Origin of the sequence: Microbacterium sp. MM2322, assembly GCF_964186585.1 — a bacterium.
Classification (GTDB): Bacteria; Actinomycetota; Actinomycetes; order Actinomycetales; family Microbacteriaceae; genus Microbacterium.
In genome coordinates, this window is sequence record NZ_OZ075067.1 from 2,663,414 (window position 1) to 2,677,387 (window position 13,974).

At 70.4% G+C, this 13,974-nt stretch carries 10 protein-coding genes and 1 pseudogene; 3 read left to right on the forward strand and 8 right to left on the reverse strand.

The window, feature by feature from the left end; all coding sequences use genetic code 11:
- Positions 1–40: 40 nt before the first annotated feature.
- Together rocD and ddaH are read right to left on the reverse strand one after the other, a co-directional pair.
- Positions 41–1,261, reverse strand: a complete 1,221-nt coding sequence (gene rocD / locus ABQ271_RS12955) for an ornithine--oxo-acid transaminase (RefSeq protein ID WP_349309147.1) — start codon at positions 1,259–1,261, stop codon at positions 41–43.
- Positions 1,258–2,124: a dimethylargininase gene (gene ddaH / locus ABQ271_RS12960; protein WP_349309148.1), complete on the reverse strand. Its 867-nt coding sequence runs from the start codon at positions 2,122–2,124 to the stop codon at positions 1,258–1,260. Before ddaH ends, rocD begins: the two co-directional genes overlap by 4 nt.
- Before the next feature lie 165 nt (positions 2,125–2,289).
- Between ddaH and ABQ271_RS12965 the strand changes: the two genes are divergently transcribed.
- The gene (locus ABQ271_RS12965; protein ID WP_349309149.1) at positions 2,290–3,039 is read left to right on the forward strand and encodes a hypothetical protein; all 750 of its coding nucleotides are present in this window, start codon (positions 2,290–2,292) and stop codon (positions 3,037–3,039) included.
- A 193-nt stretch (positions 3,040–3,232) separates the two neighbouring features.
- Here the strand turns inward: ABQ271_RS12965 and ABQ271_RS12970 are convergent, their stop codons facing one another.
- Positions 3,233–6,952, reverse strand: coding sequence for a bifunctional proline dehydrogenase/L-glutamate gamma-semialdehyde dehydrogenase (locus tag ABQ271_RS12970; RefSeq protein ID WP_349309150.1), 3,720 nt, complete (start codon positions 6,950–6,952; stop codon positions 3,233–3,235).
- Positions 6,953–6,995: 43 nt separating this feature from the next.
- Positions 6,996–7,556 (reverse strand): acyl-CoA thioesterase, encoded by a 561-nt coding sequence (locus ABQ271_RS12975; RefSeq protein ID WP_349309151.1) that lies wholly within the window; start codon positions 7,554–7,556, stop codon positions 6,996–6,998.
- A 132-nt stretch (positions 7,557–7,688) separates the two neighbouring features.
- On the opposite strand from ABQ271_RS12975, the gene ABQ271_RS12980 reads away from it, so the two are divergent.
- Entirely contained in the window at positions 7,689–8,198 is a 510-nt protein-coding gene (locus ABQ271_RS12980) for a GNAT family N-acetyltransferase (RefSeq protein ID WP_349309152.1), read from the forward strand.
- A gap of 241 nt (positions 8,199–8,439) precedes the next feature.
- On the opposite strand, the gene ABQ271_RS12985 is transcribed toward ABQ271_RS12980, so the two are convergent.
- From ABQ271_RS12985 to ABQ271_RS13000, 4 genes are all read right to left on the reverse strand, one after another.
- A complete protein-coding gene (locus ABQ271_RS12985) occupies positions 8,440–9,996 on the reverse strand; it encodes a cytochrome b/b6 domain-containing protein (protein ID WP_349309153.1) in 1,557 nt (518 codons plus the stop codon).
- 228 nt (positions 9,997–10,224) lie between these two features.
- On the reverse strand, positions 10,225–11,214 hold the full coding sequence (locus ABQ271_RS12990; RefSeq protein WP_349309154.1) for an electron transfer flavoprotein subunit alpha/FixB family protein: 990 nt from the start codon (positions 11,212–11,214) through the stop codon (positions 10,225–10,227).
- A gap of 17 nt (positions 11,215–11,231) precedes the next feature.
- Positions 11,232–12,008 carry an electron transfer flavoprotein subunit beta/FixA family protein gene (locus ABQ271_RS12995; RefSeq protein ID WP_349309155.1) on the reverse strand — a complete coding sequence of 259 codons (777 nt, stop codon included), beginning with the start codon at positions 12,006–12,008 and terminating at the stop codon, positions 11,232–11,234.
- 21 nt (positions 12,009–12,029) lie between these two features.
- On the reverse strand, positions 12,030–12,482 hold the full coding sequence (locus ABQ271_RS13000) for a hypothetical protein (protein ID WP_349309156.1): 453 nt from the start codon (positions 12,480–12,482) through the stop codon (positions 12,030–12,032).
- Between the two features lie 154 nt (positions 12,483–12,636).
- Between ABQ271_RS13000 and ABQ271_RS13005 the strand changes: the two are divergent.
- A pseudogene (locus tag ABQ271_RS13005) lies at positions 12,637–13,970 on the forward strand (DUF222 domain-containing protein).
- The last annotated feature ends 4 nt before the right edge of the window (positions 13,971–13,974 follow it).

Below are 13,974 nucleotides of genomic sequence, written 5' to 3' on the forward strand. Positions count from 1 at the left end.
CCTAATCCGGGTGGTGTTGCCGGAGTGTTTCGCCCCGCGGTCAGTCCGCGAGGGCCAACCGCAGCTGCTCGATCGCCCAGTCGATCTCGGTGGCACGGATGATGAGCGGCGGGGCCATGCGGATGGTCTGGCCGTGGGTGTCCTTGACGAGCACACCCCGCGCGAGCAGGCGTTCCGCGACCTCGCGACCGGTCCCCACGGCCGGGTCGATGTCGACGCCCGCCCACAGTCCCGCGACGCGGATCGCGGTCACGCCGGAGCCGACGAGCGCGTCCAGCCGGGACCGCAGGTGATCGCCGAGCGCCAGGGCGCGACGCTGCAGATCGCCGGTCGCGAGCAGGTCGACGACGGCGAGTCCGACGGCTGCCGCGAGCGGGTTGCCGCCGAAGGTCGAGCCGTGTTCGCCCGGGTGGATGACGCCGAGGACGTCGCGGTCGCCGACGACGGCCGAGACGGGCAGGATGCCGCCCCCGAGCGCCTTGCCGAGGAGATACAGGTCCGGCACGACGCCCTCCCGTTCGCACGCGAACGTCGTGCCGACACGACCGAGGCCCGACTGGATCTCGTCGGCGATGAAGAGCACGTTCGCCGCTGTGCAGGCCTCGCGGACCGCGCGCAGGTAGCCGTCGGGCGGGATGACGACGCCCGCCTCACCCTGGATGGGCTCGATCAGCACCGCCGCGGTGTCGTCGTCGATCGCCGCTGCGAGAGCCGCGGCATCCCCGTAGGGAACGATCTCGAACCCGGGCGCGAAGGGACCGAAGCCGTCGCGCGCCTGCGGGTCGTCGCTGAAGCCGACGATCGTCGTCGTGCGCCCGTGGAAGTTCGCCGAGGCGACGAGGATCTTCGCCCGCCCCTCCGCGACACCCTTGACCCGGTACGCCCATGCGCGCGCCACTTTGATGCCGGTCTCGACGGCCTCGGCGCCCGTGTTCATGGGCAGCACCATGTCTTTGCCTGCGAGCCCTGCGAGTGCTTCGGCGAAGGCACCGAGGCGATCGTTGTGGAACGCACGGCTCGTCAGGGTGATGCGGCCCAGCTGCTCCGTCGCGGCCGAGACGAGTGCCGGATGCCGGTGCCCGAAGTTGAGCGCCGAATAGGCCGACAGCAGGTCGAGGTAGCGCTTGCCTTCGACGTCGGTCACCCACGACCCCTCGCCCTCCGCGACGACCACGGCGAGCGGGTGGTAATTGTGGGCGACGTGGGCCTCTTCGGCCGAGATGGCAGCCTCGGAGGAGTCGGGGAATCGGGAATCGGTCATCGCGCACCTCCGCGCAGTTCGAGCGTGCAGCATTTGATGCCCCCGCCGCCGAGCAGGAGCTCCGACAGGTCGACGGGGACGGGGACGTACCCGCGCGCCTCGAGCTGGGCGGCGAAGTCGGTCGCCCGGGGCGAGACGAAGACGTGGCGCCCGTCACTGGCGGCGTTCAGCCCGAAGACGGCACCGTCGGCATCCGTCACCTGGATCGCGTCGGGATAGCGCTCGGCGAGCACGCGGCGCGACTCCTCGTCGAACGCGGACGGCAGGTAGGCGATGTTCGCGCGCTCGACGCCGCCGACGCCCTCGACGGGGTCGAGGACGGTGATCGCGGTGTCGAGGTGGTAGAACCGCGGGTCGACGAGGCGGAGCGAGACGACCTCGCGGCCGAAGACGGCGGCGAGTTCGCGATGGCTGTCGCCGACGGAGCGGAAGCCGGTGCCGGCGAGGATCGTGTCGCCCACGAGGAGGAAGTCGCCCTCGCCCTCCTGGACCTCCACAGGCTCGACGACCTCGAATCCGTGCCCATCGAACCAGTCCATGAACGGTCGCTCCTCGCCGCGGCGCTCGTCGACGCGGAACCGCACGCCGAGCGCGCGACCATCGACGATGAAGCCGCCGTTGGCGGTGTAGACCATGTCGGGAAGGCCCGGGACGGGGTCGATCAGCTCGACCTCGTGGCCGAGCTCCACGTAGGCGTCGTGGAGCGCTTGCCACTGCCGGACAGCCTTCGCCGTGTCGGTGGGCCGCGACGGCTCCATCCACGGGTTGATGCTGTACGACACCGTGAAGTGCTCGGGACGGCACATCAGGTAGCGACGGCGCTGGGCGACGCGGGTGGTGAGGTTCTCGTGCGGCGTCGGCATTTTCGCTCCTCGTTTCCGGGGCGGCGGACGCTGTCCACAGGCCCGACGGAACTTCCAGAAGTCGTCGAATCGGGCACGCCGGCCTCCATCATGCCAGGTGGATCCGACGCTCGACCGGTGGATGTGTTCCGCGGAAGCTGGCGCACGAATGACAGGATGCTGAGCATGGCCAGACGCACGGGTGAACAAACCAGAGCGCTTCTGCTGCGCGCGGGGATGCAGTTGCTTCTCGAACGCGGAGTGAGCGCGGGCGTCCAGCACATCCGCCTTCAGGACGTGCTCCGCCGCACGGGGCTGACCACGGGAGCCGCGTACCGACTCTGGAACGATCAGGCCGACTACCACCGCGATCTCGCCGTCGCGATGGTGCGGATGCGGGTGGCCGGGCCCGCCGACACGATCCGGGCGCGCGTCGATGAGTTGATCGAGGCGGGCGCGTCGGGCGAGGACATCATCCGTGGTGCCGCCCTCGCGCACGTGCAGGCCGCGGAGCTCACCGCCGAGGATCCCACCGACCTGCTCGACGCCCAGTCGTTCCGGGTCGCGCTGGCGCTGCGGACCACCGCCGACACGTGGCCCGAACTGACCGAGGCCAGTCTCGAACGGCACAAGGAGTCGATCACCGCGTTCACGGAGCTGTATCAGCACGTCATCGACGCCTACGGCATGCGGATGCGGGAGGGCCTGACGATCGATGACTTCGCCGAGGCGATGGCAGCCTTGGCGGAGGGCTTCGCGATCCAGGCGATGGAGCGGATCCCCCACGCCACCTACCGCCTGTCAGGAGCCGACGGCACGCCGTCAGGCGACTGGACGCTCCTCGGCCTCACGGTGCGCGCGCTCGTGGACTCGTTCATGGTGCCGCGCGAGGACGCCGATCCCGACGCCTCGGTGCGCCTGCCGCGCTACGCCTGAGAAATAAGGATGCCCCGGAGCCGAGACCAGAGGATCTCGGTTCCGGGGCGACACTCCCCCCGAAGTGTTCCGTGCGCGCTTCCCCCAGAAGCGCTCGTCTATTCAAGCAATGGACGCATGGGTTCGCCAGAAAGATAAGTTGTTTTCTTCGGCGGCTCGATAAATCCAGGTGGATCGGCCTTCCAGCGCTCGGTCAGATCACGGTTTCGCTCCAGCGGTCGGGGTTCCCGAATCGGTGCGCGGTGATGGTGATCGACTGCTCACGCAGGAACGGCAGGAGTTCGATGCGGCCCGCCTGCGTCACCTCGTCGGCGTAGACAGCGAGGTCCGGGTCGCCGTCGATGGCCTCGGCGAGCGCCGCACGCACATCGCGAGCCTGGGCGGGTGGGCCCACCAACCGCACCCGATCCGCGCGAACGGGAGCGTCCTCCGCCCCCGTGCCCGACATCCGCTGGATCCACTGCTCGTCGGACTCGACGAACACCGCGACCTCGAGCGCCCCGAGCGCGTGACGCACCGTGCTGGGCAATCCCGACGGCGAACTCACCGTGAAGGTGGACCGGGCGCGCACGGCCGCGATGATGGCGCGGACCAGCGTGTGGGGCGCAGCATCCGTCGTCGCGCGGATCTCGACGCTCGCGGGACGGTAGCGGAACAGGTTGCGCTCGACGCCGAGGTGCGAGACATCGACCACCTTGCCGAACGTGCGGTCCCACGCGACGGCGTCCGACAGGGCGGCGCGGCGCAGCCACTCGAACGCCTCGTAGCCGAGGGCGGGCTGGGCGGCTTCGATGACGTCGGCGATCGACGAGTCGAGCCCCTTGAGGTGCAGGGTCGACGACGTCGCCGCGCCCGTCGTCGGACGCCACGAGCCGAGGCCGATGAGGTGGTTCGGCCCACCGGCTTTCGCTCCCCCGCCGACCGACGAGCGCTTCCAGCCGCCGAACGGCTGGCGTTGGACGATGGCGCCCGTCGTGCCGCGATTGACGTAGAGGTTTCCCGCCTCGACGCGGTCGAGCCAGAGCGCGAGGTCGTCGGGATTCTGCGTGTACAGACCCGCGGTGAGCCCGTAGTCGACCGCGTTCTGCAGCTCGATCGCGTGCTCGAGGGAGCGCGCGTGCATCACCCCGAGCACGGGGCCGAAGAACTCCTCCAGGTGCATGCGCGACCCGGGCTTCACTCCGGTGCGGATGCCGGGCGTCCAGAGGCGGCCGTCGAACCGTTCGTGCGGCAGCTCGTGAGGCTCGACCAGCCACCGCTCGTCCTCGTCGAGCGTCGTGAGCGCCCACGCGAGCTTGCCGCTCGGAGCTTCCACGAGCGGACCGACCTCGGTCAGCGGATCTTCGGGCGATCCGACGCGGAGCGAGGTGGCGGCATCCACCAGCTGCCGCGAGAACCGCTGCGAGCGGGCGACGGGGCCGACGAGGATCGCGAGGGACGCGGCGGAGCACTTCTGCCCCGCGTGCCCGAAGGCCGACCGAACCAGATCGGATGCCGCGAGGTCGAGGTCAGCGGAGGGCATGACGATCATCGCGTTCTTGCCGCTGGTCTCAGCCTGGAGGGCGAGGTCAGGACGCCAGGAGCGGAAGAGCGCCGCCGTCTCGAACGACCCCGTGAGGATCACGCGGTCGACGGCGGGGTGCGTGATGAGCTGCTTTCCGAGTCCCCCCTCGTCGAGATCGACCAGGGCGAGGATGTCGCGGCCGATGCTGGCGGCATCGAGCGCCTCCCAGATCGCCTCGGCGACGACCGCCGCGCACCGGCGGGCCTGCGGCGCCGGCTTGAAGACCACGCCGGACCCTGCGGCGAGCGCGGCGAGGGCACCGCCGGCGGGGATCGCCACGGGGAAGTTCCACGGCGGGGTCACGACCGTCAGGCGGGCGGGTACGAAGACCGCGCCGCTCACGCTGTCGAGCTCCCGGGCGGTCGCGGCGTAGTAGCGCGCGAAGTCGACCGCTTCGCTCACCTCGACGTCCGCTTCGGCGAGCGTCTTGCCCGTCTCGGATGCTGCGACCTCGATGAGCTCGCCCCGGCGGGCTTCAAGGGCACGCGCCGCGCGCAGGAGCACGTCGGCACGGTCGGCTGCGGGCAGCGAGCCCCACGCGTCGGCGGCCGATCCCACGCGGCCGAGCATCGACTCGAGCTCCGGCTCGGTGCCGATGCGGGCAGCGGCGATCGCGGCATCCCCTGCCGTCGACGAGGTGACGCGGCCGAGGATCTCCCGCGCCCACGCGCGGTTCGCGGGGAGGGCCGGGTCGGTGTCGGCGGTGTTGCGGAAGCCGGGCGCACCGGCCGAGACGACGGTCTCGCGCGACGAGAAGACGGCGGTCTCTACGAACGCGTCCCCGCCGAACAGCGCGGGACGACCCGGAACACCCGCCGGCTGGGTCTCGTCGGGGTCCGCGGGACGCGAGTCTTTCGCGGCGATCCCGAGGACGACCTGCGTGAGGCCGGCGTCGTCGAGCGTGGGAGGAGCGGCATCCGTCATCATCGGCGCGGACCCGTCGTCGGCCGTGGCGGCGCGATCCTGGTCGCGGCGAGGACCCGTCGTCAGCGTGCGTTCGGCGGCGCGGGCGACCGACGCGGTGAAGCGGTCGCGCTCGCGGACGAACATGGCACGGTCGAAGGCGAGGTCGAACGCGGCGGAGAGGAAGTTCTCGCTGGACGCGTTCTCCTCGAGGCGGCGGACGAGGTAGCTGATGGCGACGTCGAACTCGTCGGGGCGGACGACCGGGACGTACAGCAGGACGTGTCCGATCTCGCGAGCGACGGCCTGCATCTGCCCCTGCGCCATCCCGAGGAGCATCTCGACCTCGACGTCGCGCTGGACGCCGCGCTCGCGGGCGAGGAGCCACGCGTAGGCGATGTGGAAGAGGTTGTGGCCGGCGACGCCGATGCGGACCGCCTCGGTGTTCTCGGATCGGAGCGCCTCATCGAGGCAGCGGACGTAGTTCGCGTCGGTGTCGAGCTTCGTGTCGTAGGGGGCGGCCGGCCAGTCGTGCATGACGGCGTCGACGTGCTCCATCGCGAGGTTCGCGCCCTTGACGAGGCGGATCTTGATGCGGGCTCCCCCGGCCGCAACCCGCTCGCGCGCCCAGGCAGTGAGGGTCTGCAGGGCGGGAAGCGCATCGGGCAGGTAGGCCTGCAGCACGATGCCGGCTTCGAGGTCCCGCAGGCGCGGGTCGTCGAGCACGCGCATGAACACGGCCATCGTCAGGTCGAGGTCGCGGTACTCCTCCATGTCGAGGTTGAGGAACGTACCGTCCTCGGCCGCCGACAGGTAGAGCGGTCGAAGCCGCTCGACGACGCGCTCGACGATCTCGTCGAACGCCCACATCGAGAGGTGGCTGGCGATCGCCGAGACCTTCACCGAGACGTAGTCGACGTCGTCGCGTCGGACGAGCTCGTGGATACCTTCGAGGCGGCGCAGCGCCTCGGCCTCGCCGAGCACTGCTTCACCCAGCAGGTTGAGGTTGAGACGGGCGCCCGACTCGCGGAGCGTCTGGAGCGCGGGACCCAGCTTGTCGGGCCGCGCGTCGACGATGAGATGGCCGACCATCTCGCGAAGGACGCGTCGAGCGATGGGGACGACGGGCGTCGGGAGGATCGGGGCGACCACGCCGCCGGCGCGGACCGCGGCCCGCAGGTACCAGGGCAGGAAGGCCGGGGCGAGAGGAGCCACCCGCTGGAGGTTCGCGGCGGCGGCCGTGAGGGACTCCGGCCGCATGACACCGTCGACGAAGCCGAGGGTGAACGGGAGACCGTTCGGATCCTTCAGCACCCCCGCCAGACGTTCGGCGGCGGGGTCTACGGTGACCTCGGCGGATTCGGCGACCCAGCGCTCCGCGAGGGCGATGGCCCGCTCGGCGAGGTCGGAGGTAGGCGCTTGTGGCGCGACAGTGCTGTCCGACATGGGCTCAGCCTATGCGCGCGTTCAGCCCCCGGCGCGGGACACGCTAGGGCCAGATGCTCGGCGCCTCCGACCGGGTCGACGGGAGCGCGGATGCCGCGGCCCACTCCTCGATCCACTTCGGCAGCGGCGCGAGGGTGTCGGGGCGGTGGAGGGCCTCGAACAGCTCCTCGAGGGGCACGATGCCACCGCTCTTGCGGAGGAACCGGACGCGGAGAATCATCTCGGCGTAGACCTCGCCCTTGACGACCGCACGATGCATCTGGAAGACGGCCTTGTCGTCGTGGCCGATGATCCGGCTCTCGACCGTGAACCGCTGCCAGAGCTGCAGGGACTTCCGGAACGAGACGGTCTCACTGGCGACGACGCCGTACCAGCCGCGCTCGTTCATGGTCTGCCAGATGCCGGTCCGGGTCAGCAGATCGAAGCGGCCGAGGTCGAACAGCGACGCGTAGCGGCCGTTGTTCATGTGCCCGAGCAGGTCGATGTCGGTGGGGAGCGTTCGGAGGCGGATGCGGCCGACCGCGTCGGGTGGGATGGGGCCGCGACGGCGGTACTGCACTCGAGCGCGCATCAGGGTCAGAAGGGTTCGCCACCATACGTTCACGAGCGGGGAGCCTAGCCCTGGTCACGCGAACAGTGCGGCATCCGTTGTCGCTTTTCGACAGTCGAAACGCGGCATCGAGGGACCTGTCGCTGTCGATTTCACGATCCGAGAGGCCGTGCGTAGAGTCTGGCCATGGAGCCCGAACTGCAGACCGACACCGTCGTCCGTCCCGTTCGCGATGTCGATGCCGAGGCACTGGGCCGTGTGCACGCAACGTGCTGGCACGAGACCTACGACCACCTCATCAGCAAAGCCGCACTCGAGAAGGTGTCGGCCCGCCGCCTCGCCGAACTGTGGACTCACTGGGCTCAGCAGGGCCCCGACTTCCACATGGTCGCTGCTCTGGTGAACGGCGAGATCGTCGGCTTCGCCGGGTCCGGCCCGGCCCGCGATCGCGACGCACCGCGCAGCCGCGAGCTCTACTTCATCTACCTGCTCGACGCCTGGCACGGCACCGGAATCGGGCAGCGCCTGTTCGACGCCGTCGTCCCCGACGAGGGTCCCGACCTCTACCTCTGGGTCGCGGAGGACAACCCCCGCGCGCACAGGTTCTACACGCGAAACGGGTTCACCCTCGACGGCGCGACCCACACCGAACCCTTCCTCGGCGAAACGCTGACGGAAGTCCGCTTCGTGCGCTGACGCACGAGCGCGAGACTCGACGGCGCGGCTTCCCGTTTCGGATGCCGCGCCGTCGGCCTGTCTGCGGCGCGGTGCGGACGCCGGGTCGGTGCGGTGACGGATGCACGACCGGCGGGGCGCGTGTGGTCTGCGCGGGACTCCGAGGCGACACCTGCACCACGGATCGTGCAGATGTAACGGTCCGGGCGCGCGAACTCGTGCCACCGTGCGGGCGCGCCGATTCGTGCGACCCGGGGGCGCGTCAGCGGCTCTTGACCTCGCCGAACAGGCGAGCGATCGGCGCGACGACGAGCGGACGCATCGCGACGTACGCCCCGGCCGTCACCGCGATCGAGACGGCGAAGAGCCAGAACCCGGCCCAGTTGTCGGCGTAGGCATCCGGGTCGACGGAGCCGGTGGCGGCGTACATGTGGTTGAGATTGCGGAGTGCGCCCGTCGACAGCACGAGAGCGACGTGCACGATGATGAACACGACGAAGTAGAGCATCGTCGGGAAGTGCAGCTTCCGCGCCCACTCGACGGGGTACAGCTCGTTCAGCTTGGCCGCCTTCTTGGGCCACATCGCACTCATCCGGTAGCCCGTGATCGCCGCGACGGGAGCGGCGATGAAGATCGTCGTGAAGTAGGCGATCTGCTGCAGCGCGTTGTAGTTGACCCAGCCGTTCTCGGTCGGCCAGTCGAGCGAGACGTACTGCAGGGCAGCGGACAGCGCGTTGGGGAACACCTCCCACGAGGTGGGGACCACCCGCATCCACTGCCCGGTGGCGAACAGCAGGACGACGAAGATCAGCCCGTTGGCGAGCCACAGGATGTCGAGGGCCTGGTGCAGCCAGAGCGTGAGGCTCATGCGGCGCTTGCGGTCCTTCTTCGAGATCCAGAACGCCGACGGACGCTTCTCGGAGCGCACCTGCAGGCCGGTGCGGATGATCAGCACCATGAAGAACGCGTTGAGGAAGTGCGACCAGTTCAGCCACGCGGGGAGCCCGATGGGCGCACCGTCGGGCAGGTGGTACTCCCCCGGGTAGGTCGTGAGGAAGTCCTGCATCGGCTCGAGGCTGAGGATCCAGCGGATCGCGAGGACCGCCATCGCGGCGACGTACAGGACACCGGCTCCCCCGAGGACGACCACGCCTGCCCACTGGGACTTCGTGAACGGGCCGATGCGAGCGGGCTCGGGCTTGGGCGCGGGCGCGGCGCGGCGGGCGACGCCGGCGTGCGCGAGGCGACGCTCGACGAGCGGGCCGGTGGGAAGGGCGGGGGGCGGCGGGGCGGCGTGAGGCTCGGCGGGCGCGGCATGATCGCCGGGCGTCACGTTCGCTGTAGCGGGCGCCGCGTGATCGGCGGGCGTCGGGTTCGCTGCTGCGGCGGCGGATGCCGCGTGATCGGCGGGCGTCGCGTTCGCTGCGGCGGGCGCCGCGGGAGCAACGTCATCGCCGGGCGTCATGTTTGCGGCGGCGGATGCCGCGGGAGCAACCGGCGCGGTGTCGGCAGGCGGCCAGGGGTCGCCCCCGGTGGCGCGCGGCAGGCCGCGGCGGACGGCGGGCGCGGCTGCGGCTGACGCGTCCGACGCGCAGACCGGGGCATCCGACGCGGCGGTCGGCGCCGTTGCGGCCGGGTCTACCGGCTGCGCGGGCACCGTCTCACCCGGAGCGTGGGGAGTCTCGACCGCCACGGGCGTGGCGGGTCCGGCGACCGGGGGGCGACCGGCATCCGTCACGGGCGGCGGCGGCCATGCCTCGCCGCCGCGCTCGCGCGGGAGCCCCCGGCGAGCGTGCGTGGAATGTTGCGGGGACGCCACGTGTACGACTGAGGGTCCCGAAGCGACATCTGGCGTCCCCGGAGCGGCGGTGGCGGCGTCGAGGGGGACGTCATTCGCAACGGGCACCGCGGATGCGGCATCCCGCGACTGCGCGATTGCCGACGGCTCTGCGGGCTCGGGTTCCCGCCCGGCGGGTGGCCAGGGTTCGCCGCCGGGCGCGCGCGGAAGCCCCCGGCGCACGGAACGCGCGTATGTCGCCATCCGCTCCTACTTCTTTCCCGCCTCGAGCGCCGCGATCAGCTGCGGCACGACGGTGAACAGGTCTCCGACGACACCGAAATCGGCGATGTCGAAGATCGGTGCCTCTCCATCTTTGTTCACCGCGACGATCGTTTTCGCCGTCTGCATGCCCGCCTTGTGCTGGATCGCACCCGAGATACCGAGAGCGACATACAGCTGCGGCGACACCGAGACACCGGTCTGGCCGACCTGGTACGAGTAGGGGACGTAACCGGCGTCCACTGCGGCGCGCGACGCTCCGACGGCAGCACCGAGCGTGTCGGCGAGCTGCTCGACGAGGGCGAACTGGTCTGCCGAGCCGAGTCCGCGACCGCCCGAGACGACCTTCGCCGCGCCCCGGAGTTCCGGCCGACTCGACACCGCGACCGCCGCGTCGAAGCCCGTGATCGTCGCCGCGGGTGCTCCCGACGCCGCGACCTGCAGCGGCTGGCCGTTTGGCGCGTCGACAGCATCGGCGCGCGCGTCGATGGAGCCCTGGCGCACCGTCACGATCAACGGACCGAAGGTGGCTGCTGCGGTGACGTTGTACGCGCCGCCGTAGACGGAGTGGTGCGCGAGCACACCCTCCTCGTCGCGCGAGACGCCGACGGCGTCGACGCAGAGAGCGGCCGAGGTGCGGGCGGCGAGCCGACCCGCGACATCCCGCCCCTCGATGGAGTTCGAGATCAGGATGGCGTCCGGCTGCACGAGAGCGGATGCCGCGGCCACCGCGTCGACCACGGGCACGGTCAGAGCGGAGTCGGCGCCGTTGAGCCCCGCGGTGAGGACAGTCGTCGCGCCGAGCGCTCCGGCCGAAGCGGCGAGGTCGGAGTGCCGGGACTCGTCGGCAACGACGAGGACGACCGGAGTACCGATCGAGGCAGCAGCGCCGAGGAGGCCACCGGCGGAGGCGGCGAGCTCGCCGTCGGGCGTGACGTCGAGCCAGACGAGGACGGTGTCAGGGGCGAAGTCGGTCACGATGTTCTCCACGGGTCTCACGCCAGCCGGTTCTCGAGGAGGAACGCCGCGAGCTTCTCGCCGGCATCCCCCTCGTCGACGATCTTCGTGCCCGCCTGTCGGGGCGGCTTCTGCGCGACCGCGGTCATGATCGACTGCGGCGCGGATGCCGGGTCGACATCGACGTCGAGGTCGGCGAGCGACAGCACCTCGAACGGCTTCTTCTTCGCCGCCATGATGCCCTTGAAGTTGGCGAAGCGGGCGTCGGGAAGCGCCTCGGTGATGGAGATGACGGCGGGAAGCGGGGCAGTGACCGCCGCAGTTCCGAAGTCGGTCGCGCGGGTGCCGCTGACGGCCTCCGTCGTGATCTCGACTGCGGACAGGGCAGTGGCCTGCGGCACGCCCAGATGCTCGGCGAGCATGGCCGGAAGGACGCCGCCGGAACCGTCGGTCGAGAGGTTGCCGGTGATCACCAGGTCGAAGCCGGTGCGGCGGAGCGCTGCGGCGAGGACGCGCGCGGTGACGCCGAGATCTGCACCGCGAAGAGCGTCGTCGGTGATCTGCACGGCGGAGTGAGCCCCCATCGCGAGACCCTTGCGAAGGGAGGCGGTCGCGGCATCCGATGCCATCGTCATGACGACGACCTCGGTACCCTCATGTGCCTCCGAGTAGGTGAGTGCGGCATCGAGCGCGCGCTCCCCGATCTCGTCGAGGACACGCTCCGACGCGTCGCGCACGGCGAGTCCCGTCTCGAGATCGAGTGTGCGATCACCCCAGGTGTCCGGCACCTCTTTCAGCAGGACGACGATCTTCATTGACTCCTCCTCGGCATCGCCTCAGAGTCTACGGTCGGGCGCGGGGGTGCCGGTGTCGGGGATCGGAGAGCGGGGTGGGAGAAATGTCGGACGGCCGCGGATCGCGAGGGTCACGATGGTCGACCCGACGACGGCGAGGCCGATGAGGGATGCCCGCATCATCGGGTTCGGGTACGCCAAGTCGGCAATGAGAGCAAAGCCTGTGCCGAGAGCGCTGCCCACCAGGATCGCCGCGAGAGGGGCTCCCCTCGGCGCGCGATTCCCTACGAGCATCGCGACCTCGACAACGGCCCAGAGCCACGTCGCTCCCCACAGTCCACCGAAGAGGGTGAACGGCATGAACGCGATCACCAGCATCAGCGGAAACTCCCCCGGAGCCCACGCCCAGATCTCGCGCACGCCCAGGGCGACACCGGCGATGAGACCGACGAGAGGGAATGTCGCGACCCGTGCGACGAGAGCGAGTGTCTTCACCTGCCCGACGGTAGGGACGCGCGGTCGACGAGCGCGGGGTTGTGGATGATCACCCGTGGTGTCGGCTTCGGCGGTCGACTTGTGGAGGAGTCGTTGCCTCGGACGCGGGGCGACTCGGGATCTGAATGTCGGAGGTCAGTGCAAGAGTGGAAGCATGACGGAAGCGATGGAAACCCCCGATGGCGAGAACTATCTCGCCACACTTGCGGGCATCGTTTCGGACGTCTCGGATGCCGCCCGCCAGGTCGCCGCGGCGCAGATCGCCGAACTCCGGGTGCTGGCCGCCGCGGGGCGGCTCGCCGAGGAGCAGGCCGCACCGAGGAATGCGAAAGTACGGCTCCACGACATGGCGCTCCGGTCCATCGCGGCCGAGGTCGGCGGGGTTCTCCGAGCGACGGATCGGACCGTGCAACGACGGATCGGCGAGGCGCGAACGATCATCGAAGGGTTCCCTGCGGCTGTGACCGCGTGGGAAGCGGGTCGGATCGTGCGGGAGCACGTGCGGGCGATTGTGGATGCCGGGACGACACTGCCTGCAGAGATGTGGGCTGAGTTCGAAGCGATCGCGATCAGACGCTGCGAGCAGGACACCCCGAACCGGATCCGGGGCGAGCTCGAGATCCTCGCCCTGCGGATGCATCCGCGGACCTTCGCGGAGCGGCACGAAGAAGCCGCCGCGGGTCGGTGCGTGCGGCTGGTGCCCGGGCGGGACGGGATGTCGGATCTGATCGCGACCCTGCCGACCGTCATCGCCGAAGGGATTCACGACCGGCTGACACAGCAGGCACGGGCGATCGTCGACACACGCAATGAGCGCGCGATTGGCGGCGGCGAGAACGCGGCGGCCGTCGCGACCGACGCGCGCACGACCGACCAGGTGCGAGCGGACGTGTTCGCCGACCTGCTCCTCGCCGGCACCCCAGCGCTCGACGACACCCGCGACACCAGCGCGGGGCCGCTCGGCGCGATCCGCGCACGGATGCAGGTGCTCGTGCCCGCAGCGACCTTGACGGGCGACGAGGACGGGCCGTGCGACCTGTCCGGTCGCTCGCCCATCGACCCCGCATCGGCACGCACACTCGCGGGAGACACCCGCACCTGGGAACGCCTCTTCCACGACCCCACCACCGGCGTCACCATCTCAACCGACTCGTACCGCGTCCCGTCCGGCATGCGCAGGTTCCTGCAAGCCCGTGACCAGCACTGCCGGTTCCCCGGATGCCGCGTCGCCGCGATCCGGTGCGAAGTCGACCACACCCACGACCACGCCCTCGGCGGGCGCACCGAACTCTCGAACCTGGCCCACTTGTGCCAACGACACCACTCGATGAAGCAATTCACCGCCTGGCGAGTCCGACAAAACTGAAGGGTGGCGTTCTTGAATGGACTTCACCCCTCGGCAGAACCTACCGCGAAGACGCACCGACACCGGCCGTCGCGTTCAGCCCCGCCAAACCACCGGCTCCCGGAGAACCGGCGCCGTTCTGACGCG

Coding starts and splice junctions, on each gene's coding strand:
- rocD (WP_349309147.1), bottom strand. CDS start 1,261: ATGACCGATTCCCGATTCCCCGACTCCTCCGAGGCTGCCATCTCGGCC.
- ddaH (WP_349309148.1), bottom strand. CDS start 2,124: ATGCCGACGCCGCACGAGAACCTCACCACCCGCGTCGCCCAGCGCCGT.
- ABQ271_RS12965 (WP_349309149.1), top strand. CDS start 2,290: ATGGCCAGACGCACGGGTGAACAAACCAGAGCGCTTCTGCTGCGCGCG.
- ABQ271_RS12970 (WP_349309150.1), bottom strand. CDS start 6,952: ATGTCGGACAGCACTGTCGCGCCACAAGCGCCTACCTCCGACCTCGCC.
- ABQ271_RS12980 (WP_349309152.1), top strand. CDS start 7,689: ATGGAGCCCGAACTGCAGACCGACACCGTCGTCCGTCCCGTTCGCGAT.
- ABQ271_RS12995 (WP_349309155.1), bottom strand. CDS start 12,008: ATGAAGATCGTCGTCCTGCTGAAAGAGGTGCCGGACACCTGGGGTGAT.